The 24,610-nt window shown below is 47.8% G+C and carries 22 protein-coding genes and 1 tRNA gene; 10 read left to right on the top strand and 13 right to left on the bottom strand.

Annotated features, from left to right (window positions below; translation table 11 throughout):
- The first annotated feature begins 16 nt into the window (after positions 1 to 16).
- On the top strand, positions 17 to 1,108 hold the full coding sequence (gene hemH, locus CCE91_RS06990) for a ferrochelatase (protein WP_086434480.1): 1,092 nt from the start codon (positions 17 to 19) through the stop codon (positions 1,106 to 1,108).
- On the opposite strand, the gene CCE91_RS06985 is transcribed toward hemH, so the two are convergent.
- The 4 genes from CCE91_RS06985 to CCE91_RS06970 all read right to left on the bottom strand — a co-directional run bounded on the left by CCE91_RS06985 (position 1,095) and on the right by CCE91_RS06970 (position 4,991).
- On the bottom strand, positions 1,095 to 1,976 hold the full coding sequence (locus tag CCE91_RS06985; RefSeq protein WP_407681278.1) for an MBL fold metallo-hydrolase: 882 nt from the start codon (positions 1,974 to 1,976) through the stop codon (positions 1,095 to 1,097). The genes hemH and CCE91_RS06985 overlap by 14 nt on opposite strands.
- A 109-nt stretch (positions 1,977 to 2,085) precedes the next feature.
- The gene (gene alkB / locus CCE91_RS06980) at positions 2,086 to 2,763 is read right to left on the bottom strand and encodes a DNA oxidative demethylase AlkB (RefSeq protein WP_086434479.1); all 678 of its coding nucleotides are present in this window, start codon (positions 2,761 to 2,763) and stop codon (positions 2,086 to 2,088) included.
- A gap of 10 nt (positions 2,764 to 2,773) precedes the next feature.
- A complete protein-coding gene (locus CCE91_RS06975; RefSeq protein WP_086434478.1) occupies positions 2,774 to 4,408 on the bottom strand; it encodes a methyl-accepting chemotaxis protein in 1,635 nt (544 codons plus the stop codon).
- Between the two features lie 145 nt (positions 4,409 to 4,553).
- Complete coding sequence (locus CCE91_RS06970; RefSeq protein WP_086434477.1) at positions 4,554 to 4,991, bottom strand: GNAT family N-acetyltransferase; 438 nt, start codon at positions 4,989 to 4,991, stop codon at positions 4,554 to 4,556.
- A gap of 299 nt (positions 4,992 to 5,290) precedes the next feature.
- Here CCE91_RS06970 and CCE91_RS06965 point away from each other — a divergent pair, with 299 nt between their 5' ends.
- Positions 5,291 to 7,255 (top strand): Calx-beta domain-containing protein, encoded by a 1,965-nt coding sequence (locus tag CCE91_RS06965; RefSeq protein ID WP_086434476.1) that lies wholly within the window; start codon positions 5,291 to 5,293, stop codon positions 7,253 to 7,255.
- A gap of 1,151 nt (positions 7,256 to 8,406) precedes the next feature.
- Here the strand turns inward: CCE91_RS06965 and CCE91_RS06960 are convergent.
- From CCE91_RS06960 to CCE91_RS06950, 3 genes are all read right to left on the bottom strand, one after another.
- Positions 8,407 to 8,483: transfer RNA gene (locus CCE91_RS06960), tRNA-Pro, on the bottom strand.
- A 73-nt stretch (positions 8,484 to 8,556) separates the two neighbouring features.
- The gene (locus tag CCE91_RS06955; RefSeq protein ID WP_086434475.1) at positions 8,557 to 10,194 is read right to left on the bottom strand and encodes a DUF3413 domain-containing protein; all 1,638 of its coding nucleotides are present in this window, start codon (positions 10,192 to 10,194) and stop codon (positions 8,557 to 8,559) included.
- A gap of 37 nt (positions 10,195 to 10,231) precedes the next feature.
- The gene (locus CCE91_RS06950) at positions 10,232 to 10,474 is read right to left on the bottom strand and encodes a DUF1414 domain-containing protein (RefSeq protein ID WP_086434474.1); all 243 of its coding nucleotides are present in this window, start codon (positions 10,472 to 10,474) and stop codon (positions 10,232 to 10,234) included.
- Between the two features lie 72 nt (positions 10,475 to 10,546).
- On the opposite strand from CCE91_RS06950, the gene yejK reads away from it, so the two are divergent.
- A complete protein-coding gene (gene yejK, locus CCE91_RS06945; protein ID WP_086434473.1) occupies positions 10,547 to 11,599 on the top strand; it encodes a nucleoid-associated protein YejK in 1,053 nt (350 codons plus the stop codon).
- Between the two features lie 66 nt (positions 11,600 to 11,665).
- Here yejK and cspD read toward each other — a convergent pair whose 3' ends face one another.
- Positions 11,666 to 11,881: a cold shock domain-containing protein CspD gene (cspD, locus tag CCE91_RS06940; protein ID WP_086434472.1), complete on the bottom strand. Its 216-nt coding sequence runs from the start codon at positions 11,879 to 11,881 to the stop codon at positions 11,666 to 11,668.
- A gap of 240 nt (positions 11,882 to 12,121) precedes the next feature.
- On the opposite strand from cspD, the gene clpS reads away from it, so the two are divergent.
- Together clpS and clpA are read left to right on the top strand one after the other, a co-directional pair.
- Positions 12,122 to 12,430 (top strand): ATP-dependent Clp protease adapter ClpS, encoded by a 309-nt coding sequence (gene clpS, locus CCE91_RS06935; RefSeq protein ID WP_086434471.1) that lies wholly within the window; start codon positions 12,122 to 12,124, stop codon positions 12,428 to 12,430.
- 71 nt (positions 12,431 to 12,501) lie between these two features.
- On the top strand, positions 12,502 to 14,772 hold the full coding sequence (gene clpA, locus CCE91_RS06930) for an ATP-dependent Clp protease ATP-binding subunit ClpA (RefSeq protein WP_086434470.1): 2,271 nt from the start codon (positions 12,502 to 12,504) through the stop codon (positions 14,770 to 14,772).
- Positions 14,773 to 14,875: 103 nt separating this feature from the next.
- On the opposite strand, the gene infA is transcribed toward clpA, so the two are convergent.
- The 5 genes from infA to ald form a co-directional block, all read right to left on the bottom strand.
- The gene (gene infA, locus CCE91_RS06925) at positions 14,876 to 15,094 is read right to left on the bottom strand and encodes a translation initiation factor IF-1 (RefSeq protein WP_008489926.1); all 219 of its coding nucleotides are present in this window, start codon (positions 15,092 to 15,094) and stop codon (positions 14,876 to 14,878) included.
- 107 nt (positions 15,095 to 15,201) lie between these two features.
- Positions 15,202 to 15,906 carry an arginyltransferase gene (locus CCE91_RS06920; protein ID WP_234996276.1) on the bottom strand — a complete coding sequence of 235 codons (705 nt, stop codon included), beginning with the start codon at positions 15,904 to 15,906 and terminating at the stop codon, positions 15,202 to 15,204.
- The gene (gene aat / locus CCE91_RS06915) at positions 15,903 to 16,595 is read right to left on the bottom strand and encodes a leucyl/phenylalanyl-tRNA--protein transferase (protein ID WP_198677972.1); all 693 of its coding nucleotides are present in this window, start codon (positions 16,593 to 16,595) and stop codon (positions 15,903 to 15,905) included. Before aat ends, CCE91_RS06920 begins: the two co-directional genes overlap by 4 nt.
- A 30-nt stretch (positions 16,596 to 16,625) precedes the next feature.
- Positions 16,626 to 17,585: a thioredoxin-disulfide reductase gene (trxB, locus tag CCE91_RS06910; RefSeq protein WP_086434469.1), complete on the bottom strand. Its 960-nt coding sequence runs from the start codon at positions 17,583 to 17,585 to the stop codon at positions 16,626 to 16,628.
- Between the two features lie 164 nt (positions 17,586 to 17,749).
- A complete protein-coding gene (ald, locus tag CCE91_RS06905; protein WP_086434468.1) occupies positions 17,750 to 18,877 on the bottom strand; it encodes an alanine dehydrogenase in 1,128 nt (375 codons plus the stop codon).
- Positions 18,878 to 19,027: 150 nt separating this feature from the next.
- On the opposite strand from ald, the gene lrp reads away from it, so the two are divergent.
- From lrp to crcB, 5 genes are all read left to right on the top strand, one after another.
- The gene (gene lrp / locus CCE91_RS06900; protein ID WP_086434872.1) at positions 19,028 to 19,519 is read left to right on the top strand and encodes a leucine-responsive transcriptional regulator Lrp; all 492 of its coding nucleotides are present in this window, start codon (positions 19,028 to 19,030) and stop codon (positions 19,517 to 19,519) included.
- 90 nt (positions 19,520 to 19,609) lie between these two features.
- Positions 19,610 to 22,162, top strand: a complete 2,553-nt coding sequence (locus CCE91_RS06895) for a DNA translocase FtsK (RefSeq protein WP_086434467.1) — start codon at positions 19,610 to 19,612, stop codon at positions 22,160 to 22,162.
- Between the two features lie 27 nt (positions 22,163 to 22,189).
- On the top strand, positions 22,190 to 22,837 hold the full coding sequence (gene lolA, locus CCE91_RS06890; RefSeq protein ID WP_086434466.1) for an outer membrane lipoprotein chaperone LolA: 648 nt from the start codon (positions 22,190 to 22,192) through the stop codon (positions 22,835 to 22,837).
- Positions 22,838 to 22,911: 74 nt separating this feature from the next.
- Positions 22,912 to 24,198: a replication-associated recombination protein A gene (locus CCE91_RS06885; RefSeq protein WP_157984159.1), complete on the top strand. Its 1,287-nt coding sequence runs from the start codon at positions 22,912 to 22,914 to the stop codon at positions 24,196 to 24,198.
- Entirely contained in the window at positions 24,191 to 24,568 is a 378-nt protein-coding gene (gene crcB, locus CCE91_RS06880) for a fluoride efflux transporter CrcB (RefSeq protein ID WP_086434464.1), read from the top strand. The genes CCE91_RS06885 and crcB overlap by 8 nt, the downstream gene beginning before the upstream one ends.
- Positions 24,569 to 24,610 lie beyond the last annotated feature (42 nt).

Genomic DNA, 24,610 nt, shown 5'->3' with positions numbered 1-24,610 from the left:
AGAGAATTATAAAACTATGAAGTATCAGGGAAGTCCGAATTTCACGCATGCTCAACAAGACAAGATTGGGGTATTAGTCACCAATTTGGGAACGCCAGACGCACCAACCAAAGGTGCGTTAAAAACCTACCTGAAAGAGTTTTTAAGTGACCCGCGAGTGGTAGAAGTGCCGCGGTTGTTATGGTGGTTTATTTTAAACGGCGTTATTTTACGCTTTCGCCCGAAACGCTCAGCTGCGGCTTACAAAACCGTTTGGACTGATCAGGGCTCGCCGTTACTGTGGCATACAAAAGCGCAAGCGGATGCACTTCGGCATCGCTTGCAGGCTGAGCATGGTGATAATTTCGTGCTTGAATTCGCTATGCGTTACGGTAATCCAAGCATACCCAGTGTGCTCGAGTCGATGTTTCAGCAAGGCGTTCGTAAACTGGTGGTAGTGCCGTTATATCCGCATTACTCAGCATCAACCACAGCTTCTACCTTCGATAAGATTAGTCAGGACTTTACCCGCCGACGCTGGCTGCCGGAGTTGCGCTTTGTTACGCATTATCATGACTATCCGCCATTTATTCAGGCCGCTGCAAGCCGTATTCAGGCGCATTGGAATGAGCACGGTCGTACCGATAAATTGCTGTTTTCTTATCATGGTGTGCCGCTGCGTTATTTGAAAAACGGCGATCCATACCATTGTGAGTGTCATAAAACCTCACGATTAATTGCATCCGCTCTGCAACTACAACCGCATGAGTATATGACAACGTTCCAGTCACGCTTTGGCCGTGAACCCTGGTTACAACCTTATACGGATGAAACCATGAAAGCCTTACCGGGGCAGGGTGTTAAGTCAGTACAGGTATTTTGTCCGGGATTTTCTGCTGATTGCTTAGAAACTATTGAAGAAATTGGCGAAGAAAACCGGGAGTACTTTATTGAGAGTGGCGGCGAGCGCTATGAGTATATTCCGGCGTTAAACGACAGTGTTGAGCACATAGACGCACTGTATAGCTTAATTCAGCAGCAACTGCACGGTTGGCAGCTGGAGCACGACACGGTAGAGCGTGCCGCGCGTGCAGCTGGGTTAGACGGCGGTACCCCTACAATTGGTTAAGCGGTAACTTCAGATAAATCTGGCCATTGCCTTCTGCGGGAGGCAACTGGCCAGCTCGGATATTCACCTGAATAGCCGGCAGTATGAGCCGCGGCATATCTAAACCACTATCGCGTTCATCGCGCATTTGCACAAAGTCACTTTCAGTCACGCCATCATGCACGTGAATGTTATTCGCCTTTTGCTCGGCAACTGTGGTTTTGCAGTTGTGTTCTCGGCCCTCGGTAGGGTAGTCGTGGCAAATGTACATAGCGGTGGAAGGTGGCAACGCCAGAAGCTTCTGAATCGACTGGAACAATTGCGCCGAACTCCCCCCTGGGAAGTCACAACGAGCGGTGCCTACGTCGGGCATAAACAGCGTATCACCTACAAACACGGCTGACTCATTCACAATGTACGCCAAATCGGCTGGTGTATGGCCAGGTGTATGCATCACTCGAAACGACAGCTTGCCCACCTGAAAGCTTTCGCCATCGGCAAATAAACGATCAAACTGGCTACCGTTTGGCAAAAACTCTTTTTCCAGATTGAATACCTGCCGAAATATCTCCTGCACATTTTTAATGTGCTCACCTATGCCGATAGGAGCGCCGAGCTGCTCACGAATAAAAGGAGCCGCCGACAAATGGTCGGCATGCGCGTGAGTTTCCAATACCCAGCCGAGTTTCAGGTTTTGTTCCTGAATAAAGTCGATAATTTTCTGGGCGCCTTCGGTAGAAGTACGACCTGACTTGTAATCAAAATCTAATACCGGATCGATCACCACAGCGTGTCCAGCAGGTTCGTCATACACTACATAGCTATAGGTTTCGCTGTCACCGTCTAAAAATGCTTTTACCAGAGGTACGCTTGTTGCTGTCATGGTCATGGCCGGCTCCTTTGTCGTACTGAGTTTTAAATCGGAATTTAATGCTAAAACTAATTTAGTTATATATATATTCTTTTTTGTTATTTATCAAGTCTAGCCATTATTTTATCTAGCTTGCTTTGCGCAGCGTCAAGTTTAGACGGTGATCGGCGGTGGTTCCCTTCGAAGCCTTAACGGGCGCAATGCCGTGATAGCGCAGCCTATCTGCTGCACCCCAAACCACCACGTCACCGTGCTCCAGTAACAGCCGCTGTGGGCGATCGCTACGTTTTAGCCCGCCCCATAGAAATTGTGCGGGTAGCCCGAGTGAAATAGAAACAATAGGTTGACTGAAGTCGCGTTCGTCGCGGTCCTGATGCAGCCCCATGCTGGCTTTGGGTAAGTATTTATTGAGTAAACAGCTGTCTGGTACGAAATCGTTGTATCCAGCTTGTGCGGCGGCATCGTGTGCCAATTCAGAAAGAAACTGTGGCAGTGAAGGCCACGGCTTACCGGTTTGTGGGTCGGTCGCTTGATATCTATAGCCCTGGCGGTCGGATACCCAACCTAACTCACCGCAGTTGGTACTGAGTGCAGACATTTGCTTACCGCCAGGCGTTTGCCAATGACGAAAGGGGGCTTGCGCGCTAATAGCTGCAGTAGAAGTATAAATTTTGGATGCGGCGGTGGAGGCAAAGCTCTTTAGAATGACACTGTGGTCACTAAGCGGGAAGACGGTTGTTTCCCGCGGCGTTGAGTCCACGGGAAACAAGTCTAAATTATAAGCAGAGTTGTTTTCATCGTTCATACGAACGATATTAAGCGTTCACCCGGAATTTGCTAATACTTTCCTGCAGTTTACGCGACAACTGTTGTAAATCTTTACTGGCACTGCTGACCTGATCTGAACCCGTAGCTGCTTGCTCCGAGGATTCCGTAATGCTGCTAAAGTTCTCATTAATATCATCTGCAACCGCAGCTTGCTCTTCAGCAGCACTGGCAATTTGCGCATTCATGTTGTTAATGTCAGAAACCGCCAGGTTGATACGACGCAGTGAGTCGCCGGCACGAGCCGCCTGTTCCACACTTTCGCCAGCTTTTTTCTGACCACGTTCCATAACAGCAACAGCGCCATCAGCGTTGTTTTGCATGGCTTCAATAAGAGATTGAATGTCACGGGTTGAATTCTGGGTGCGATTTGCCAGCCCACGTACTTCATCCGCAACTACGGCGAAGCCACGGCCATGCTCACCAGCGCGAGCCGCTTCAATAGCCGCGTTCAGTGCTAACAAGTTGGTTTGGTCGGCAATACCTTCAATCACTTCCAGTACGCTGCCGATTTCGCGGCTACTATCGGACAGCTGCTGTATTACACCTGCCGCTTGTTCAACTTCGTCGGCCAGCTCAGAGATTGACGCCATGGTTTTTTCTACTTCCTGGCTGCCTGAGGTGGCTTCTTTGTCAGTATCTTGCGCTAGCTTCGATGCCTCAACCGTGTGCCGAGCTACTTCACGAACGGTTTCAGACATTTGCTGAATCGCATTAGCACCGCGGTGCGTCTGTTCCTGCTGAGTTTTAACCAGCTGTTCGTTATTGCTCGAAGTTTGCGTTAACTGACTGGAGGCAGCGGCTAAGGTATCCGCTGAAGAGCCTACGTCACTGATGATCGCCGCCAAATGGGTACGCATGGACGCTACCGCACCCATAATGCTATTTGGATACTTAGTATGCACCATACGGGTCAAATCGCCATCAGCCACGCGTTGAATTTCAATGGCTGCTTCTTCCGGCTCACCACCAATCATGCGCGTTAAACGCGTTACTAACCGGATGCTTACCAGCACACCGATAATAACGGCAAGTAGAGTTACACCTAACATAACGGACTGGAAGCTACCGCTTTCACTGCGTACTAGAGTGACACCGGCCGAAATATTTTCTTCCTGATAATCAATGAAGTTGTTTACCGCAGCTAACCAGGCCGTGTAAGCCGGTGACACGTCACTCAGAACGAAATCCTGCGCTTCCTGGCGATTTCCTGCAGCCATAATTTCTACGGTTTGCTCGGTCAAATCAACGGTCTTAACTTCAATTTCTTGTATTCGCTGTAGTAGCTCTCGTTCACGTGAGTTAACGTTTTCACGGTTACTAAATAACTCGGACATAGTTACCGCGGCTTGTTGATAGAAGTCATCTAACTCAGCTATTTCACGCAAATGCTTTTGCCGCGCAGTATTATTTTCAACCAACACATAATCCCGTATCGCAATGGCACGGTCGTGCACACTGCCGCGGAAGTTAATAGCCGCGCGCTGCTTATGACTGTCAACGTCGTTTACCTGGGTGAGGGTGGAGTCGATAATGTTTACCTGAAAAACACCAAAGGCAGTAATACCGATCATAAGAACAAGAAGAATACCAAAACCAAGATAAAGACGAGTTGCTATAGTCATAAAAATTCCGCTAAGTAACGTCTGCAAAGTAGAGCAGTCGGGTGATGATGTAATATCTAAAGATGATAGTACCGACAGTTGCAAGAATTAGATCACATACTTGCATTTAATCGATGATTATTTCGTTAAAATAGAAAAATGCTGCTTATAGAGTACAAGACAGCAGCAAACGGTGATTGTTGTTGCCAAGTAGGTGGGGCTTGTTGGCTAGTTCAATGAAGCCGTGGTTTTTATAAAGCGCTAGTGCCGCATTGTTGTCGGGAGCTACGGTAAGATATACAACCCGGTCATTACGCTGTTTCAGCATGGTTAGAAACTGCTGCAGCAAAGTTTTGCCAACGCCGGTACCCTGAGTGTTCGGTGCCACCAACAGTGACATCAACCAAATCTCACCAGTATTTTCCCCTGGCGCGCCTAGCACATAACCCACAACTTGCTCATGCTGCTCGGCCACCCACAACAAACTCGGCCATTGCTGCAGCGCCTGATACAAAAATAGCTCAGGATAATGCTCGGGCGAATAGAGGTCTTTTTCTAAGGCGGCTATAGCGGGAATATCAACTGCTGTGGCTTGACGAATCATGCGTGGGGTTACTACTAAAATGCTTGCTCAATGTTGCGCGCATTGTAACCGAAACGCGCGTAAAAAGCGCTCAATATTTTGGTGAGATATCATAAGAAAGTGCTAGTGTTCTAAGTATTGAAAGGTTATTATTTTGTTGATTTCTATTTCGCTGTATTGAGAAAATAAAACCGTGCTCGAGAAGTGATTCCGATTATGTGAAACCGAGAATTATCAGCGAGGAATTGCAAGTTGTGCTTACTACCCCTTTGGTAACTAAGCGAAAATATACTAATAAAAGTTATTAACATGGAGTGTTTATGTTTCGCAAAACAGTACTAATGAGTGCGTTACTCATTGCCTTTTCGGCCTCAGCCCAGGACGTTATCAAGCCATTCTTAAATGAGATACAACTAAGTCCGGCTCCACCCTTAGAAGAGAAAGTCGAAATAGATGTCGTTGTGTTTTACCAACCTATTTATATGCAGCGTTTGGGCGGTTTTGAAGCACTTTATAACCGCGTTAATGGGCTTATTTCTATGACGAACTTTATTTACGGTATTTCAGACACTGGTATTGAATTTAATGTGATCGAACTTCGTGCGGTAACAGGTATTCCGAATGATCAGCCTTTTGAAGAAGAAACCGATGCTGACGGAAACGTTATTGTAAAAAGTTCCAGTTCGATTTTTGGTAGTCGCTTATTAAATTCTGATGGTTACTACGACGAAGAAGGTAACTACCAGGATAATTATCCTGAACAGCTGGTGTACACGGAGTTTGGTGGTGACATTGGTTTATATATCACTGATTACCGAGATCCAACTGGTGAAGCTAAGCTTGGTGCGGACGCACAGGGTAGTGAGGTATCGGCAATTGCCGACCATATTATTCTCGCACCAACTAACGAACGCATCTCGAGAGCGCTAGCACACGAATTTGGGCATAATTTGGGAGCAGCTCACCAGGAAGGCGCAGATCGAGCGTCTGCCTCGCTTGATAATGCCCGGGCGTATGAGTGCGGTGGAGAGGTGACCATTATGTGGTCACACGAAAGCGATTCTGATTACGACAATGCTCAGTTCTTTTCTACACCCTATCGAACCTCCGGAGGTGAACTCTGTGGTGAAGAAGGTTACGCCTATAACGCCGAAGTACTCCGCCAAACAAAAGTGTCTGTAAGTGAACGCCGGAGTCGTCCTGCATCGCTAGGCACGGTCTCATTTGCTGAGACTGGTTATGCTGTAGGTGAAAGCGCGGGAGTTGCGGAAATTACACTAACCCGAACTGGCGATTTGTCTGAGGAGATATCGGTCGCCGTGGTGGTTGAAAGTGATACTGGCTCGACCACAACGGATTTAAAAGAGGCGTATCAGCGCGTGACCTTTGCGGTCGGTGAATCTGAGGCTACTGCATCTTTTGAAATTGTGCAGGATGCTAAAAATGAAGGAAATGAGAATTTATCCCTTTCTTTGGTTTACCCATACAAAGCAACTGTTTCTGATAGTTCGTCCACACTGACGCTGACAGATGACTATACCGGTGAGCCGGGTGAGCCTGTCATCGCCTCCGGTGTATCGGTTGAAGAGGGCGAAACGGCTACGGTTCGTATTGCCCGCACCAACGGACTTGATGGTGAATTGGTAGTAGATGTTCGCGCAGTCTTTGCGGAGGATGAATCCAGTGCTGCCGATGCCAGCTCGTTTGATAACGTCATTGAGCGATTTATTTTTGCAGATGGTGAAGCTGAGAAATTTGTTCAAATTGGAACCGCAGATAATGAAGAATATAACGGTCTCCAGGTATTCTTAGTTAGAGCAGAATCTGACGGGGTAGTTCTTAGCGAAAACTTAGTTAGAGTAACAGACAATGAACCCGCTGATGTTGAGTTCACAGTGGAATCAGGAACTGCTGTCGCAGGTGAGTCAGTCGTCGTTGAAGTTTGGCGCGCCGGTGATTTAAGTGGGAAAGTATCTGTTGGGGTTAATACGGCTGACGGTACTTTAGTGGCTGGAACTGACTTTAATGCCGAGAGTAAAGTCGTTACGTTTTTTCCAAATGAAACGTCAAAAGAAGTTGAAATTAATCTGACAGGCGCAACTGCAGGTAGCTTTAGCATCGAGCTATCAACGGGTGAGAGCTATACAGTATCTGTTAGTGAACCTGTGAGCTCCGATAGAGCCTCTGACAGCGCTTCAGGCGCGTCTACAGGACCTTACCTATTAATCTTTTTACTATTAACGTTGGTACCTAGAGCTTTCAGAAAGAGAGATAAACACTTTTAATAATCCGGGTTAGAGAGAGGATGCTTTCGCATCCTCTTTTAAGTGTGAGGTTAATCAAAACTCGGACATGTCCTACAAAGTAATGTCGCAAAAAGTCCCGAGTGTTAGCGCACACAGGTATCAAATCGAAATACCGGTAAGAGGACTTATGTAAAAATTCTCATTGGTAATTGTAGGATTAATATTGATTTCTGAAAGTGCTTTTTCACAAATAACTCTTCATGAGAATATTATGCATCAGCAGATTGTAATCCCCCCGAAAATTTGGAGCAGTTATAAATAGAAAATTCCGTTAAACTAAATCGCTCGTTGATGACGACTTACACAAAAATTGCGGAAGATACAGTGGAGTGCCGGATAGTACCGAGCACTGAAGATAGCTTTAATCCTAGATAGAGGATAATATGAACGTAATAGAATTAGCAAGAAACGGTGATATATCAGTTCATTGGCTATGGGTTATTTTCAGTTTATTTCTAATTTCCCCTCTAGCTCTCTTAGTCGCAAAAAAAAAGAATCGCATTAGTGTGAGCATGATTCTTCTGTGCATATTACCTATGATTAATATTTATACACTTTTCTTTTTACTATTTTTCGGTAAACGTTCTGAGAGTAATTAAAATTAATTAGAGCTTCATAAGCCACTAAGTTTTGCTTTATTCTTAGTGGCTTAAAATAGGAAATGTTTTAAGGTCTGAAGTGATTTTTATATTGGTATTTATGATCTTTTCGTCTTTGCGATTTGTTAACGATTATCTGAACCTTAATTCTCTTTCTTATGATTCTTTTTTATTCTCTCGCCACCAAAGCTAACCAAAAAACGCCCTTAGACTGATGATTAAAATTTTAACTGCCTAAAGATATTCAATGTAACGAAGCACAAATAGCATCAAACCGAACATCTGGTACTCCCTCTCTTATTTGATAATTCAACTTTAACTCATTGATTTGTGGTCTTTCGCGACGACAAAGCACAGGAGACATTTCATAGCGGGCAATATCGTTTCGCACGGTAATTTCTAATAGAAAGTAGCTTTTCAAATGCCATAAAGCTGCAATATTTTATCTGCTTGCTGAATTGGCATGAAATATAGAGTATTGCGCGCTAACTTGTAAGGTATTGATATAGCGAGGATTGCTAGAGAAGAAATTGGTCGGCGTGAGAGGATTTGAACCTCCGACCCCTGACACCCCATGACAGTGCGCTACCAAGCTGCGCTACACGCCGACCGAGTGCGGTATGTTACTGTATTAGCCAAAATAGGCAAGTGCTTTGGGGTTGTTTGCTGATTTTATAAGCACTATTTCCGTTCTTTTTCGGCACCGTCCTGACTGAAGCGTTTGAGCTCTTTTATGGCGTCTACCAATACCGGTGTTGGTGGCTCAGCATTTTCAATTAGGTTGAAGTTGGTGCTGCCAAAAACCTGCATTTGACCATTTCTGTCCAGTACCGTAGTTAGCTCCTTATCGTAAATCACAATATAAGGTGAAAAGCTGACTACCTGAGGGTAGCTGGACTGTTCCTGATGCAAGTTTTTACCATGGCTAACGGCGGTTAGGCCATTGGTGCAATTAACCATACTGCTAAGTACTGTCGGCACTATGTCGGTTAAGTTTGCTAACTGCTGAGGTGGAACCGCCAGTTGGTTATTGTGTAGCAGTGGTACCTGTAACTCGTTTGGCGCTAAGCCTTCGGCTGAAATCCTGCTCTCGTTGGTTGCGCTCAAGGCCGTAATATATACCTGACCATTTTCAGCCAAGCGCTGCTGCAAGTAGGCTACTACCGCCTCAATATCGGCAACGCTGGTAAATACCATGTCCAGTGATGCCGTTGCGGTAACTTGTGTTGCGGCCAGGTCATTCAGCTTTTCCTGCAGTACCGGAGTTAAATGGCTTGCGGTAAAAGACGGCGTACTAAGCCAGCGTGGCGCCATGCTAAAGTCATTCAAAACCGGCAAGTAAGCTGGTTCGCGCTGTTCTTTCTGAATTGGCCGTTGGTAAATATCCGCAATAGCGTAGGTTAGCTGGAATGCGCCGCGGGATGCGTCGGGGTGGCCAAGCAGGGTCACTGGTGCCAGGTTCAACTGTGGCAAACGTTGTAACAATTGTGCCTGCTGCGCGTTGTTCAACTGCTCAAATACCACCAAGGTTACTGAGGCTGCATCTGGCACCTTGGCGCACATCAGTGGTGCGGTTGGGTAATGCAGTTTCAAATCATCGGTGGCGTTCATTATTTCCTGACGTGCTTCGTAAATTTGCGCGTCAATTAAGCCGTGATCAGCCATCAGCGTTTTAGCAGTAGTTGGATAAGAAACTGGAAATAAGTCGTCTTGCTGAGTAATTGGCCGGTAAAACACGCCGTCAGCCCAAATGTGCACGCTGTGACTAACTAAAAAGCACAATACGAATACCGTGGTAACAGGTGCACCAATGCGACGCCGCTGAATGTCGTCCAGCCGCTTCCAGGCCAAATTAGCGATGACCACTTCAAACGCCAGAATTACCAGAAAGCTAAGTAACAACGCCAGAATAATAACGAAGCTGGCACCAGCGAAGGCGGCTTCAGCGTCGCTGGCTAGTTGCGACAGCGAGTAAGTATTTAAGTGGTAGCCGTAATAACGGAAAAATACCGCATCGGCAGCTAACGCAATTAGCCCTAGCGAAGCAAGTAGTGCAGCTATACCTCTAAGCACATGGGCGTAGGGCACCAGCATACAAAAAGGAAAAATAAGAATAATGAAGAAGACAAAAGGCAAGAACGCGAAATGGCCGATCCAGCTGACCAGCATGTACAGCACACCCAGCAGAGTTCCTGGTGATTCGGCAGCCTCTATATAAAGCGTACCTATAGCAAGGGAAACAAATATATTTACGAAGGTAAACCAGTGACCCCAGCTAATAAGCCGGGCGATTTTATCGCGCTGTTGTTGTTTTCCCATGCGTGCCGATTTCCTTGCGTGGTTGCTAAGTAGCTAACTAGTTACCATTTTTTGATGCCGCCGGAGCGGTCGTTAAGGATTGTAGCAGGACTTTGCCAAACTGCTCAGCTACGGCTTTACGCTGGGTATCAGAATAGCCTTGCTCAATTACATTTGAAACCGCGTTACCAAGCGTCATCAATGCCAGGTTGGCTGGGGTTTGCTGACTACTAAAAACGTCCAGTACCTGTTCCAGCAATTGTTGCTGTTGTTGGGCATCGTATTTTGACAGGATTGGCATAGGCCTCACTCATAAGCATGTTAGAATGTTGCCATGTTAACATAGCAACCACTTCAGGAAAGCGAAAAAACAATGCAATTACAGGTGTCTGACAGCATTATTCATCAGTTTTATAGCAGTGCAACCGCAACCAGCAAGGGAATTGGTTTACGCCTGGCTGCCGAGCCTCACGCAGCTACCGAACAACTGGTGACCTTACTTACTGAACTTACCGATGTGTATAACGCCAAGCCGGCCAAAGGCTACGCTAGTTTTATTGGCGCCGAAGACGACGGTGATGCTGGTGAATTTCCGGAGTTACTGCAACAGTGGCAAAGCCAGCAAATGTCATTTTTGGATTACTCTCAGGCAGCCGCTCGTTTGTTGCATCAGCAGCTAGAAAAGCACGGCATTCTGGAAGAAGGCTTTTTACTGCTAGCGCATTATCAGCACATGACCAATGACTTCTTAACTGTTGGTTTCCTGCCAAGTAAAGACGGTGTCACTATCGGGCCTGATCTGGCCGTAGATAAATCATCACAGCTAGACATAAGCCGGGTGCAGTTGGCGGCACGTATTGATTTGACCGAACTAAAGTTAGACCCGGACAGCCGCAGCTATATTTCTTTTATTAAAGGTCGGGCAGGCCGCAAGGTTTCGGATTTCTTTTTAGATTTTCTGGGTTGCAGCGAGCGCGTGAACGCCAAAGCACAAACACAGCAACTGGTCGATCAGGTGCAGGCCTATGCTCAGGTGGAGGCGTTACCGAACGAAGCCGCCGTTGCTATGCGTAAGCAAGTTTATGACTATTGCGACGAGCAATGGCAGCAGGGTGAGCAGGTACGGGTGAAAGACTTATCTGAACAACTACGTGGCAGTGTGCCAAGTGAGCGTAGCTTTGCTGATTTTAGTCGCGAGCAAACGCCTGAGGAAATGCGCTTGCATGATGAATTCCCGGCAGATAAAAGCACGCTGCGTAAGTTGGTGAAGTTTTCCGGACAGGGCGGTGGTTTGAGCGTTGGCTTTGATCAGGGCATGCTGGGTGAGCGGGTGAAGTACGATCCGGCAACAGACACCTTAACGGTTCACGGTACGCCACCAAACTTGCGCGACCAGCTGCGCCGGTTCTTTGGTATTGATAGCTAAAAACGACATAAAAAAAACGCCGGCAATGCCGGCGTTTTCGTCTATCTTGTGCGGGTGGCCAACTGTCTATTTATCAGACTGAGTTGGCGTTATATTGGTAGCATGTAGTCCCTTAGGACCTTCTTCGAGTTGGAATTCTACGTCCTGGCCCGCTTTTAGCGTGCGGTAGCCTTCCATTTCGATAGTTGAATAATGCGCGAAAATATCGCCCTCACGATCTTCGGTCTCAATAAAGCCGAAGCCTTTTGAGTTATTGAACCATTTGACCTTACCAGTAGCCATACATCTACTTCCTTAAATATTCTGTATTAAAACATCATTATTGTTAGTATGACGTCGCATCTGCCTTGAAAAATCGCATTGCGAGCGCCATGATCAACTCTAGGTAACTTCCACCATTAGTCAAGTAATTTGTGCGAAAAATAATCATTTTTGTAAAGCTTGCGTTAACAAATAATTGCACAATGATTGTGAGCGAAATTCCAAATTCAGCACTATAGTAATGATAGAGCGAAATAAATAATGAGTGAGTTTGAACATCAGCATCAAAGTGGCGTCAAAGAAAAACACGAATTGAAACCGCCACCCATGTATAAAGTTATCTTAAATAATGATGACTACACGCCCATGGATTTTGTAGTAGAGATTTTGGTCCGCTTCTTCCGTATGAACAGTGAACAGGCTACCGACGTCATGTTACAGATTCATTATAAAGGAAAGGCAGTGTGTGGGGTTTTTTCAGCAGAAGTGGCTGAAACCAAAGTAGTGCAGGTAAATCAGTACGCCCGGGAACATCAACATCCGTTGTTGTGTACCATGGAGCCCAGTTAAATGCGCGCTATAGTCCGGGTAACGTTACCTACAGTGTACCAGCGTACCGATGCAGTAATTAAGGAGTGCTTATGCTGAACAAAGCCTTAGAATTAACCCTGAACGATGCGTTCCGGCTGGCTAGAGAGCGCCGGCATGAGCTAATGACCGTAGAGCATCTGCTGATTGCGCTATTGGATAATCCAGATGCTGCTGACGCTCTGCGCGCTTGCGGCGCTGATTTTGCGCAATTGAAAGAAGAATTAATTAGCTACATAGAGCGCAGCACGCCGCGCTTTGAGGACGACACCGATCAAGTAGATACTCAACCTACACTTGGCTTTCAGCGCGTATTACAACGTGCCGTTTTTCATGTGCAATCCTCTGGTAATGCGGAAGTTACCGGCGCAAACGTGCTGGTGGCTATCTTTAGTGAGCAAGAGTCACAGGCAGTTTACTTACTGAACAAAAGCGATATTACCCGGCTTGATGTGGTGCATTACATTTCACACGGGTTGTCGAAAGTGGATGACGAACATAGCAGTGGCGAAGAAAGCACTAGTTCCGAAACCGAGCAACAGCAACCGGAAGAGCAGCAAAGCTATTTGAAGCGCTTTTGTGTGAATCTGAATGCGCGTGCCCGTGCGGGTGAAATTGACCCGCTAATTGGCCGTGAATACGAGCTTGAGCGCTGTGTGCAAATACTCTGTCGTCGCCGTAAGAACAATCCGTTGCTAGTGGGCGAGGCCGGCGTTGGTAAAACCGCTATTGCCGAAGGGCTGGCACTGCGCGTAGTAAGCAAAGACGTGCCGGAAATTATGCAGGACGCCATTATTTACTCGTTAGACATGGGTGGCTTGCTGGCCGGTACTAAGTATCGCGGTGACTTCGAGAAGCGCTTTAAAATGCTGCTGAAGGAACTGAAAGAGCAAGACCATGCGGTACTCTTTATTGATGAAATTCACACCATTATTGGTGCTGGTGCCGCCAGTGGTGGGGTGTTAGATGCCTCTAACCTGCTGAAGCCTATGCTTTCAAGCGGTGAACTTAAGTGTATGGGTTCTACCACCTACAACGAATACAAGAACGTGTTCGAAAAAGACCGGGCGCTGGTGCGACGCTTCCAGAAAATTGATGTGGCTGAGCCTTCGGTTGAAGACACCACTAAAATTTTGCTGGGCTTGAAAGAGAAGTACGAAGAGCATCACGGTATTCGTTATACCCAGCCGGCTATTCGCGCTGCGGCAGAGTTGTCTGCCAAGTACATTAACGAGCGGCACTTGCCAGACAAAGCTATTGATGTAATGGATGAAGCGGGCGCTAGTCAGCGTTTGTTACCACCATCGCGGCGGAAGAAAACCGTGGGTGTAGCCGATATTGAGCAGATTATTGCTAAAATTGCGCGTATTCCAGAGCAATCGGTGTCTCGCACCGATCAAGACTTGCTGAAGCAGCTTGATCGTAACCTGAAAATGGTGGTGTTTGGGCAGGATCAGGCCATTGATAAACTAACCGCTGCCATTCGCTTGTCGCGGTCAGGTTTAGGTGCGGAAGAGAAACCTATTGCCTCGTTCTTATTCGCAGGCCCTACCGGTGTTGGTAAAACAGAAATCACTCAGCAGCTGGCCACAGCTATGGGTATTGAGTTCCAACGCTTTGATATGTCTGAGTATATGGAACGTCATGCGGTAAGCCGTTTAATTGGTGCACCTCCTGGCTACGTAGGCTTTGATCAGGGTGGTTTATTAACGGATGCTGTAATTAAACATCCGCACTGTGTGTTGTTGCTGGATGAGCTGGAGAAAGCTCACTCGGACATTTTCAACATACTGCTGCAGGTAATGGACCACGGTACCTTAACGGATAACAACGGCCGGAAAGCTGATTTCCGTAACGTGATTATTGTGATGACAACCAATGCCGGTGTGCGTGAAACCGTGCGAAAGTCGATTGGTTTCAAACAACAAGATCACAGTCACGATGCCATGAGTGAAATCAATAAAATCTTCACGCCTGAATTCCGGAACCGCTTAGATGGCATAGTGTGGTTCAATCACTTAACCACCGAAGTTATGCATCAGGTTGTTGATAAGTTTATTTGTGAACTGCAGGCACAGCTAGATAAGAAAGGGGTGTCGCTGGAACTTGATAAACAAGCGCACAACTGGCTGGCTGAACGTGGTTACGACAAGGAAATGGGCGCGCGGCCTATGGCTCGGATTATTCAGGAGCACCTGAAGAAACCGCTGGCAAACGAAATTCTGTTTGGTAAGTTAGCCCGTGGTGGCAACGTGCAGGTTACTTGTATAGATAATGAGCTTAGTTTCACCTTTGAAAGCCGCGGTGAAGCGGTCGAGTCCTGATAGCCCGCTAAACAAAGTAACTAAATAAAAAGCCGCTGAAGTTAACCTTCAGCGGCTTTTTTGATTTGTTTCGCATTTTCTGTAAACAATAAATGCTTAAGGATTAGCGCGCGCGGAAAACGATACGCCCTTTAGTTAAATCATAAGGGGTTAGTTGCACGGTAACGGTATCGCCGGTCAGAATACGGATATAGTGTTTACGCATTTTGCCAGAAATATGCGCAGTTACCACGTGGCCGTTCTCAAGTTCGACACGGAACATAGTGTTTGGCAGTGTATCTAATACAGTGCCTTGCATCTCAATACTGTCTTCTTTCGCCATTCATATCCTCGGTAGTTTTGGTTTCGGTTTCTTATCGGTAGCTATCATTTGAGAAGCTACGATGCGCCGTTTTCTGGCACTTAGAATTACCGCTTACTTAAAAGTGGTCAGGATTTTAGCTCTTTTTCCCAACGATTGCCAATATAGCGTTCATTTGGCTTGAATTTAGCCTTGTAATTCATTTTTTGACAGTCATCTATTTGATAGCCCAGATAAAGCCAGGGGATCTGCCACTGTTTCGCCAGCTCCAGTTGCTTGAGTACGCAAAAAGTGCCGAGCGAGCGTTGCGATTGTGCCGGGTCGAAGAAGGTATACATGGCGGACAGCGCCTGGGGTAATCGGTCACATACAGCTACAGCAACCAGAGTTTCATTGCTGTGCCACTGCAGCCAAACCGGATCCAGCCAGTCGCAGGAAACCCAATCTAAGAAGCGATCAGGCTGTGGCGGGTACATGGCACCGTCTTGATGACGTTGGTTAATAAAGTCACAAAATAGCGCTTGCTGCTCGGCACCAAACTTACCGCCAATGGTGAGTTCCAAGTCCTGATTTTTGGCAAGCACACGCTTTTGACTGCGGCTGGGTTGAAAGCCGGCAACATCTACTCGTAGCGACTGACACGCCTGACAATGATCACACCAGGGCCGGTACAAATCATTGTGACTACGCCGGAAGCCGCGCTCCAGTAATAACTGATAGTGCGCAGGAGTAGTGGCTTGCTGAGCATCCTCCACCATCACAGCCAGACGTTCCTGTTGGTCGGGTAAGTAACCACAAGGTGCGCTGCTGGTAAGTCCGAACTGCATGGTCATAGGTTTCTTGGCTGCCAAAACTCGTGCTGAAGTGAATGCTGCTGAAGAATATTGAGTTTGTGCAAAAATAAATCTCTTGGCAAGGGCTTTGCGCCCAAACTAAACAGGTGCGCGTTACCTACCTGGCAATCTATGACTTTGCCACCGGCGGCAGCGAAGTGACGGCTGAATTCAATGAGGGCTAGTTTCGAGGCATTGTCGTGCAACTGAAACATGCTCTCGCCACAAAACATAGCGCCCATAGCTACCCCGTATAAACCACCCACCAGCTGTTGTTCATGCCAAACCTCAACCGAGTGGGCATACCCCAATTCATGTAGGCTTTGATAGGCGTGCTGCATAGCGGGGCTGATCCAGGTACCTTCATTGTGTTCACGCACTTGCGCACACTTTTGGATAACTGCAGCAAAGTTCTTATTAATAGAGCAGGTGAGCTCGGTTTTACGCAAAAAACGCCGCATGCTGCGACTAATGTGAATGGCATCTACGTCAAATACCGCACGAGGATCGGGGCTCCACCATAAAATGGGGTCGTCGGGCCCAAACCATGGGAAAATACCGTGCTGATAAGCGCTGATGAGCCGTGCCGGTGACAGGTCACCACCAATTGCCAATAAGCCATTGGGTTCCGTCAGCGCCGCACTGGGCGCCGGGAACACAATCTTATCTTGCGGCAGCTGTACCAGCACCAGCAAGCTCCTTTCGTTACGGCGGTTAACCTAAGACTTGGTTAATCCATCCAAGTAGCGCTCGGCATCAAGCGCGGCCATGCAACCGGTGCCGGCGGAGGTAATAGCCTGACGATAAATATGATCCATCACGTCACCCGCTGCAAAAATACCAGGTACGCTAGTAGCTGTGGCGTTGCCTTCCAGGCCACTTTGCACTTGAATATAGCCATCAACCATATCTAGTTGCTGGTCAAAAATACCAGTGTTTGGTTGGTGACCAATGGCAATAAAGCAGCCCATCACTTCCAATTCACTGAGGCTATGGTCATTGGTGTCTTTTATCCGAACGCCATTAACGCCACTGTCATCGCCAAGCACTTCATCAAGAGTTTTGTTTAAGTGCAGGGTTACGTTACCGTTTTTCGCTTTTTCCATTAAACGGTCAACCAGAATTTTCTCCGCGCGAAAAGTTTCACGGCGGTGAATCACGTGCACTTCGCTGGCAATATTAGACAAATACAAAGCTTCTTCAACTGCGGTATTACCACCGCCAACCACGCACACTTTCTGGTTGCGATAAAAGAAACCATCGCAGGTAGCACAGGCCGACACGCCTTTACCCATAAAGGCTTCTTCAGAAGGTAAGCCAAGATATTTAGCCGAAGCACCGGTAGTGACAATGACTGAGTCGGCGGTGTACTTGCCAACATCACCGGTTAATTCGAACGGGCGCTTACTAAAATCAACCGAGTTAATGTGATCAAAAATGATATCGGTATCAAAGCGCTCGGCGTGCTTTTGCATACGAACCATTAAATCAGGGCCGGTTAAGCCTTCCGGGTCGCCGGGCCAGTTCTCAACATCGGTAGTGGTGGTAAGTTGACCACCTTGTTGCATACCGGTAACCATAACCGGGTTCAAATTAGCGCGGGCGGCGTAAACAGCGGCGGTATAACCAGCCGGGCCGGACCCCAGAATTAACAGACGGCAATGCTTTACTTCAGCCATGTAAGACTTCTCCAGTTAATCGTTTCATTTTATTCGTTTTAAGAATGTTCGGGTATGTTAAGGCTATGGGGACTGATTGTAGGTTTAACAAGCTTTCGGAACAAGCGTGATACGCATTCAGGCAAAAAAAAGCCTGACCGAAGTCAGGCTCTGGTGAGGTTGGCTTAACCGCCAACCGCTTGCATTGGATCTAAGTATTCCAGACCAAGCTCTTCGCCTAAGTCGTCGTGAACCGCTTTATAGGTGATTTTACCCATGTGCATGTTCAGGCCATTACGCAGGTTTACGTCGTTCTTCATCGCCGCTAAGCCTTTGTTAGCCAGCGCTAAACCGTAAGGCAGGGTAGCGTTGTTCAGGGCAATAGTAGAAGTACGGGCAACGCCGCCTGGCATGTTGGCAACACAGTAGTGAATAACATCGTTCACGACATAAGTTGGATCCTGATGGGTGGTTGCTTTCGAAGTTTCAAAACAGCCGCCCTGGTCAATAGCTACGTCAACGACTACTGAACCCGGACGCATGTTGCTCAGGTGCTCACGAGTTAACAGCTTAGGTGCCGCTGCACCTGGAATTAATACCGCGCCAATAACCAAGTCAGCTTGACGTGAGAACGTATCAATAGCATCAACAGTAGAGAAAATAGTTTTTACACGGCCGTCGAACAAATCGTCCAGCTCGCGTAAACGTGGTAACGAACGGTCTAAAATAGTTACTTCAGCGCCCATACCTACAGCAATCTTAGCTGCCTGAGTACCAACTACGCCGCCACCAATGATTAGTACACGACCTGGTTCAACGCCTGGTACGCCACCTAACAAGGTGCCGCTGCCGCCGCGAGATTTCTCAAGGTTGTGCGCGCCAGCCTGAATAGACATACGGCCAGCTACTTCGCTCATTGGCGCTAACAGTGGCAAGCCGCCACGGTTATCAGTAACAGTTTCGTAGGCAATAGCAGTAACGCCAGCTTCAGCTAATAGCTTGGTTTGAACTGGATCTGGTGCCAGGTGCAGGTAGGTATAAAGAATCTGACCTTCACGTAGTTGCTTACACTCGTCTGGTTGCGGCTCTTTTACCTTCACAATCATTTCTGCTTTGGCAAAAATTTCTTTCGGGTCGGCCACAATAGTTGCGCCGGCAGCTTCGTAATCTTCATTGGTAAAGCCGATAGCAGCTCCGCCATTTTGCTCAACCATCACTTGATGGCCATGCGTAATGTATTCGCGAACGGCCGCAGGAGTAAGACCAATACGGTATTCGTGATTTTTAATTTCTTTAGGAACGCCAATTAACATGGTTGCTGCCTTTTTCATGTGCAAATGGAGTGGAAATAAGTTCCAACTAGGTGTGCGCATTATAAAGATTGTTAATGTGTGTTTCTTGCTTTTTTTAAGTGCAAAAATAGTGTAAAACACTATTAATGGCCATAAAAACGAATGTTAATCATGTTTAATGCTGAAGAACCTATAGAAATAACTATTGATCGAATTGACCGCAAAATTCTGCGTATTTTGCAGGACGACGGCCGCATTGCCAACGTGACGCTGGCGCAGCGGGTTGGCTTGAGCCCTACAGCCTGTCAGCAGCGCGTCAGAAAGCTTGAACAAGAGGGGGTTATTGAGAGTTATCATGCTCGCATTAACCCGTCTAAGCTGGGTGCCAACCTGATGGTATTCGTTGAAATTACGCTCACCCGAACCTCACCCGATGCCTTTGCGGAGTTCAGCGAAGCCGCGCGTAAAACTAGTGAAGTATTGGAGTGCCATCTGGTGGCAGGGGATTTCGATTTCCTGATAAAAGCGCGAGTGCCTGATATGCCGGCCTACCGTAAACTGCTGGGAGAAACGCTATTAGTTATGCCCGGAGTGAACGAATCACGCACTTATGTGGTCATGGAAGAAGTGAAACAAGAAAATAAAGTGTTAATCAAAGGCTAACAAGCAGGCCGACTTTGGTTACAATGGGTGTTCAAAAATAATTAAAAATAGTCCAGCTAGGAGCTTAACCATGAATCAGGCAGGTACCGCATGACAGGAATGCAACGCATACTTGAAGCTAGTCTGATCTTGTGTGGCGCTTTTGCGGTGTTCCTGCTGCTGGCGTTAACAAGCTTTCATCCGGCCGACCCAAGCTGGTCGCAAACTGGCTATCAGGGCAGTATTCATAATTCTGCCGGCGCTATAGGTGCCTGGTTTGCCGATGCGCTGTTATTTACGCTGGGCTTTGTCGCTTATTTAATCCCATTTGGGTTTGCGGCGCTGGGCTACATGATGTTCCGCCGCCCACGCAAGCTTATTGAGTTGGACTATTTAACCGTGGGGCTGCGGTTAATTGGATTAATTCTTACTTTGGTGGGGGCTTCTGCGCTAGCTTCTATTAATTTTGACAATATTTTTCAATTCTCCGCCGGCGGCGTACTCGGCGATGTCATTAGTTCTTCGCTATTGCCATACTTTAATTTACTTGGCACCACTTTATTGTTGCTGACTTTCCTGTGCACAGGGTTAACTCTGGTTACTGGCATTTCATGGATCTGGGTGGCAGACAGTATAGGTTCAGCTGTTATAACAGCCACCTTGTGGTTGGTAGGCTTTGTGAAAGGCTTTAGTTTGGGCCGGGACAAAAACTCTGATACCGAGCAGCAAGCCGACAGCGAAGAGCCGGAAGTATCATCGCCCTGGAAGGAAGCCGAGCAGTTAGGGTATGAAGACGAAGACGCTGAAGCTTTACAAGCTCCGAAACAAGGGCTGTTGGGGCGTTGGTTTGGGAAGGGTAAAAAGAATAAAGCCGCGCCACTTCGCGACAGTGAGTTAAATATTGCTGCCGATGAACGTGGTCGAGCTGATGAACCTGACATTGATTTAGATGGTTTATTTGGTGTGCGCACTGATACGGACCAACCTGCGCTGGGCAATAACAGCGAGTCAAATGAACCGCCACGATTCAGCCGTGCTGCCAAGAAGAAACTGGTAGATGATCCCGACGCTGACGCCGTGGCTATGGCGCCAACAAAAGCCAAGCAAACCTCCGCATCAACAGCCGTTAGTGTTGCCGAAGACGCAGACAGTAACCAAGACTTAGCTGGCTCTATAATGCCGTCACTGGAATTGCTGGACCGCCCGGATCGCAACAAGAACCCGATTACCGAAGCTGAACTCGAGCAGGTGAGCAGGGCGGTAGAAGCAGTACTGCAAGACTTCGGTGTGGATGCCAAGGTTGCGAATGTACAGCCAGGCCCGGTGGTTACTCGCTTTGAACTGGATTTAGCGCCGGGCATTAAAGTATCCAAAGTATCGAATTTAGATAAAGACATTGCTCGCTCGCTGTCGGTTGAGAAAGTGCGGGTAGTGGAAGTGATTCCGGGCAAGTCCTACGTTGGTTTAGAAATACCGAACAAATTCCGCGAAACCGTGCGTTTAAGCGAAGTGCTTAGTTGTGAAGCGTTCGATAGCAGCACTTCGCCACTAACCATGGTGTTAGGTGCGGACATTTCCGGCCAGCCGGTCATTGTTGATTTAGGCAAAATGCCACACTTACTGGTAGCTGGTACCACCGGCTCGGGTAAGTCGGTGGGCGTAAACGTGATGATTTTAAGCCTGCTATACAAATCAACGCCTGAAGACGTGCGCATGATCATGATTGATCCCAAGATGTTGGAGCTGTCCGTGTATGAGGGCATTCCACACTTGCTAACCGAAGTGGTTACCGACATGAAAGACGCGGCCAATGCGCTGCGCTGGTGTGTGGGTGAAATGGAGCGGCGCTATAAGCTCATGTCCGCGCTTGGTGTACGTAACCTGAAAGGCTATAACGCGAAAGTGGCGGAAGCCGCTAAAACTGACAAACCGCTACGGGATCCTATCTGGAAACCGGGCGATTCCATGGATGAATTGCCGCCAATACTCGAAAAACTACCGAACATTGTGGTGGTAATTGACGAGTTTGCCGACATGATGATGATTGTTGGTAAGAAGGTAGAAGAGCTGATTGCCCGGATTGCGCAAAAAGCACGGGCGGCCGGTATTCACTTAATATTAGCCACCCAGCGACCTTCGGTGGACGTAATTACTGGTTTGATTAAAGCTAATATACCTACGCGAATTGCCTTTACGGTGCAGTCTAAAATTGACTCACGAACTATTTTGGATCAGCAGGGTGCTGACCAGTTGTTAGGTGCCGGTGACATGTTGTATCTGGCCCCAGGTAGCGGCGTGCCAATGCGGGTTCACGGTGCTTTTGTGGACGACCATGAAGTGCATAAAGTAGTTGGTGACTGGAAAAAACGTGGACGCCCTAACTATCTGGAAGAAATTTTAAAAGGTGGCGTGGGTGAAGATAACCTGCTGCCGGGCGAGCAACTTGAGCTGGACGACGGTGAGAGCGATGAACTTTACGACGAAGCTGTTGCCTTTGTAACTGAAACGCGACGGGTGTCGGTGTCGTCAGTACAGCGTAAATTCCGTATTGGTTATAACCGCGCGGCCCGTATTGTGGAACAAATGGAAGCCAGTGGGGTAGTAACCAGCGCCGGCAATAATGGTCAACGTGACGTGCTGGCACCGCAGGCGCCGCGCGACTAATCACAACGTTAATTAGGTAGTAAACGAATGATGAAATCTTTAGCGATAGCGGCGGGGTTGTGGGTTGTAGCCAGCGGCGTAGCTGCAGCACAAGAACCACAGCAAAGCGAGCAAGCACAGTTAATTGAACGGCTAGAAGAACTGAATACACTGCAGGCTAACTTCGTGCAATTGGTGAAAGACGCCGATGGTGAATTAGTGCAGCAACTGCAAGGTGCTATGGTACTGAAGCGTCCCAATAAACTTATCTGGCAAACCGATGCTCCGGACGAAACGCTGTTGGTGGCCAATGGTGAAACACTTTGGTACTACAATGCTTTTATTGAGCAAGTGACCATCTACGATCAGGCTGAAGCGGTGGCGCAGTCGCCATTACTGCTCCTGCTTGATGCTGAGAATAACGACTGGCAGAACTATAACGTTTCCATTCAAACTGACGCCGGTGAGCACAGCTACACCATTACCCCGAAAGACAGTGCTCAGAACATTTCATCGTTAACGCTGCGCTTTGCAGAAGGCGCTATATTAAGTCGTATTACGCTGGACGACGGTCAGGGTCAGGTAAGTGAAATAGGTTTATCTGAACAAGTGATGAATGAACGGGTATCAGATTTACGGTTCGACTATGAGGTTCCGGCTAACACCGATGTTGATGATCAGCGTAGCCGTAATTAAGCCTGAGGGCATTTGTGAGTAACTTCGAACTGGGATTCCAACAAACCTCCGCTCAAGCGCCACTAGCGGCGCGTATGCGTCCGCAAACGCTGGCTGACTATATCGGTCAGCAGCACTTGCTGGCCGAAGGTAAACCGCTACGCAAGGCGGTAGAGCAGGGCCAGTTGCATTCCATGATTCTGTGGGGGCCGCCCGGCACCGGCAAAACCACTTTAGCTGAACTTATTGCTGCCACCGCCAATGCGGCGGTAACGCGTATTAGCGCCGTCACTTCCGGGGTGAAAGAGATTCGCCAGGCCATTACTGATGCACGCGATCTGTTAGCGCAAAATGGTCGGCGCACTATTTTGTTTGTAGACGAAGTACATAGGTTCAATAAAAGTCAGCAAGACGCCTTTCTTCCACATATTGAAGACGGCACTATTGTGTTTATTGGTGCCACTACCGAAAATCCCGGTTTTGAAATTAATAACGCCTTGCTGTCACGAGCCCGGGTATACCGGCTTCAAAGCTTAACCAGAGACGACCTGAAAACCGTGGTAACGCGGGCGCTAGAGGACACTGAGCTAGGCCTGGGGCAGCGTAACTTAACACTAAGCGATGCGGCGTTGGACTACTTACTGAACTCAGCCGATGGCGATGCGCGGCGACTGCTCAATTTTATTGAAATTGCCAGTGACTTCGCCGAGCAGGGGCAAGAGCTAGGCGTGGACGTTGTGCGCGACGCTATTGGCGAAAAACAAACGCGTTTCGATAATCAGGGCGATATTTATTACGATATTTTGTCGGCTTTCCATAAGTCGGTGCGTGGCTCGTCACCCGATGGCGCCCTGTATTGGTATGCACGGGTGCTGGCTGGTGGCGGTGACGCTCTCATCATTGCCCGGCGCTTACTGGCTATTGCGTCGGAAGACATTGGTAACGCCGATCCACGCGCGTTACAAATTGCGCTGAATGCCTGGGACACCTACCATAGAGTTGGCCCCGCTGAGGGCGAGCGAGCTATCGCACAGGCAGTTATTTACTGCGCTAGCGCAGCCAAAAGTAATGCGGTGTATAACGCCTTTAAACAAGCGGTGAAGCTGGCACAAGACGCGCCAGACTATGCAGTGCCGGCGCATTTGCGTAATGCGCCCACCAAAGTGCATAAAGCCGAAGGCTACGGCGAAGACTATCGTTACGCTCACAATTATCCCCATGCCTTCGTAGCTGGCGAGCGGTATTTGCCCACAGCTATTGCTGATACCGTGTTTTATCAGCCCAATGAACGTGGCTTGGAAGCGAAAATATCTGAAAAACTACGCTGGTTACAGAGCTTAAGTGCTGCCAGCGACTGGCAACGGGATCCAAACGATGACTAGCTATTTATGGGTGGCACTAGGTGGTGCTTTAGGAGCGGCGGGCCGTTACGGTGTTGGCATGGCGCTATTGAATGTCACTAAGGCGTTTCCTTTTGCGACATTGCTGGTTAACATAGTGGGCTCATTTTTACTGGGTTTGCTGGTAATGAGTCAACAACATCAGCAACTAGGTGACAACCATTGGTTATTGTTCGGAGTTGGCCTGCTTGGTGCCTTCACCACTTTCTCGGCGTTTTCGCTGGAAGTGGTACTGCTGGCTAATCAGGGTGACTGGCTCAAAGCCTTGTTACACGTGTTACTTAACCTGGTGCTTTGCATTGGCGCGGTACTGTTGGCCATGGCTTTATATCCGACGCCGCAAAGCACTTAATACACAAGATTCATTTAACTTACTATTTCAGACAGGACGGTC

The organism is Pseudidiomarina planktonica (assembly GCF_900177775.1).
In the GTDB taxonomy this organism is placed as follows: domain Bacteria; phylum Pseudomonadota; class Gammaproteobacteria; order Enterobacterales; family Alteromonadaceae; genus Pseudidiomarina; species Pseudidiomarina planktonica.
Note: the sequence above shows the minus strand (reverse complement) of the source record. Positions and strands in the feature narration are given on the sequence as shown.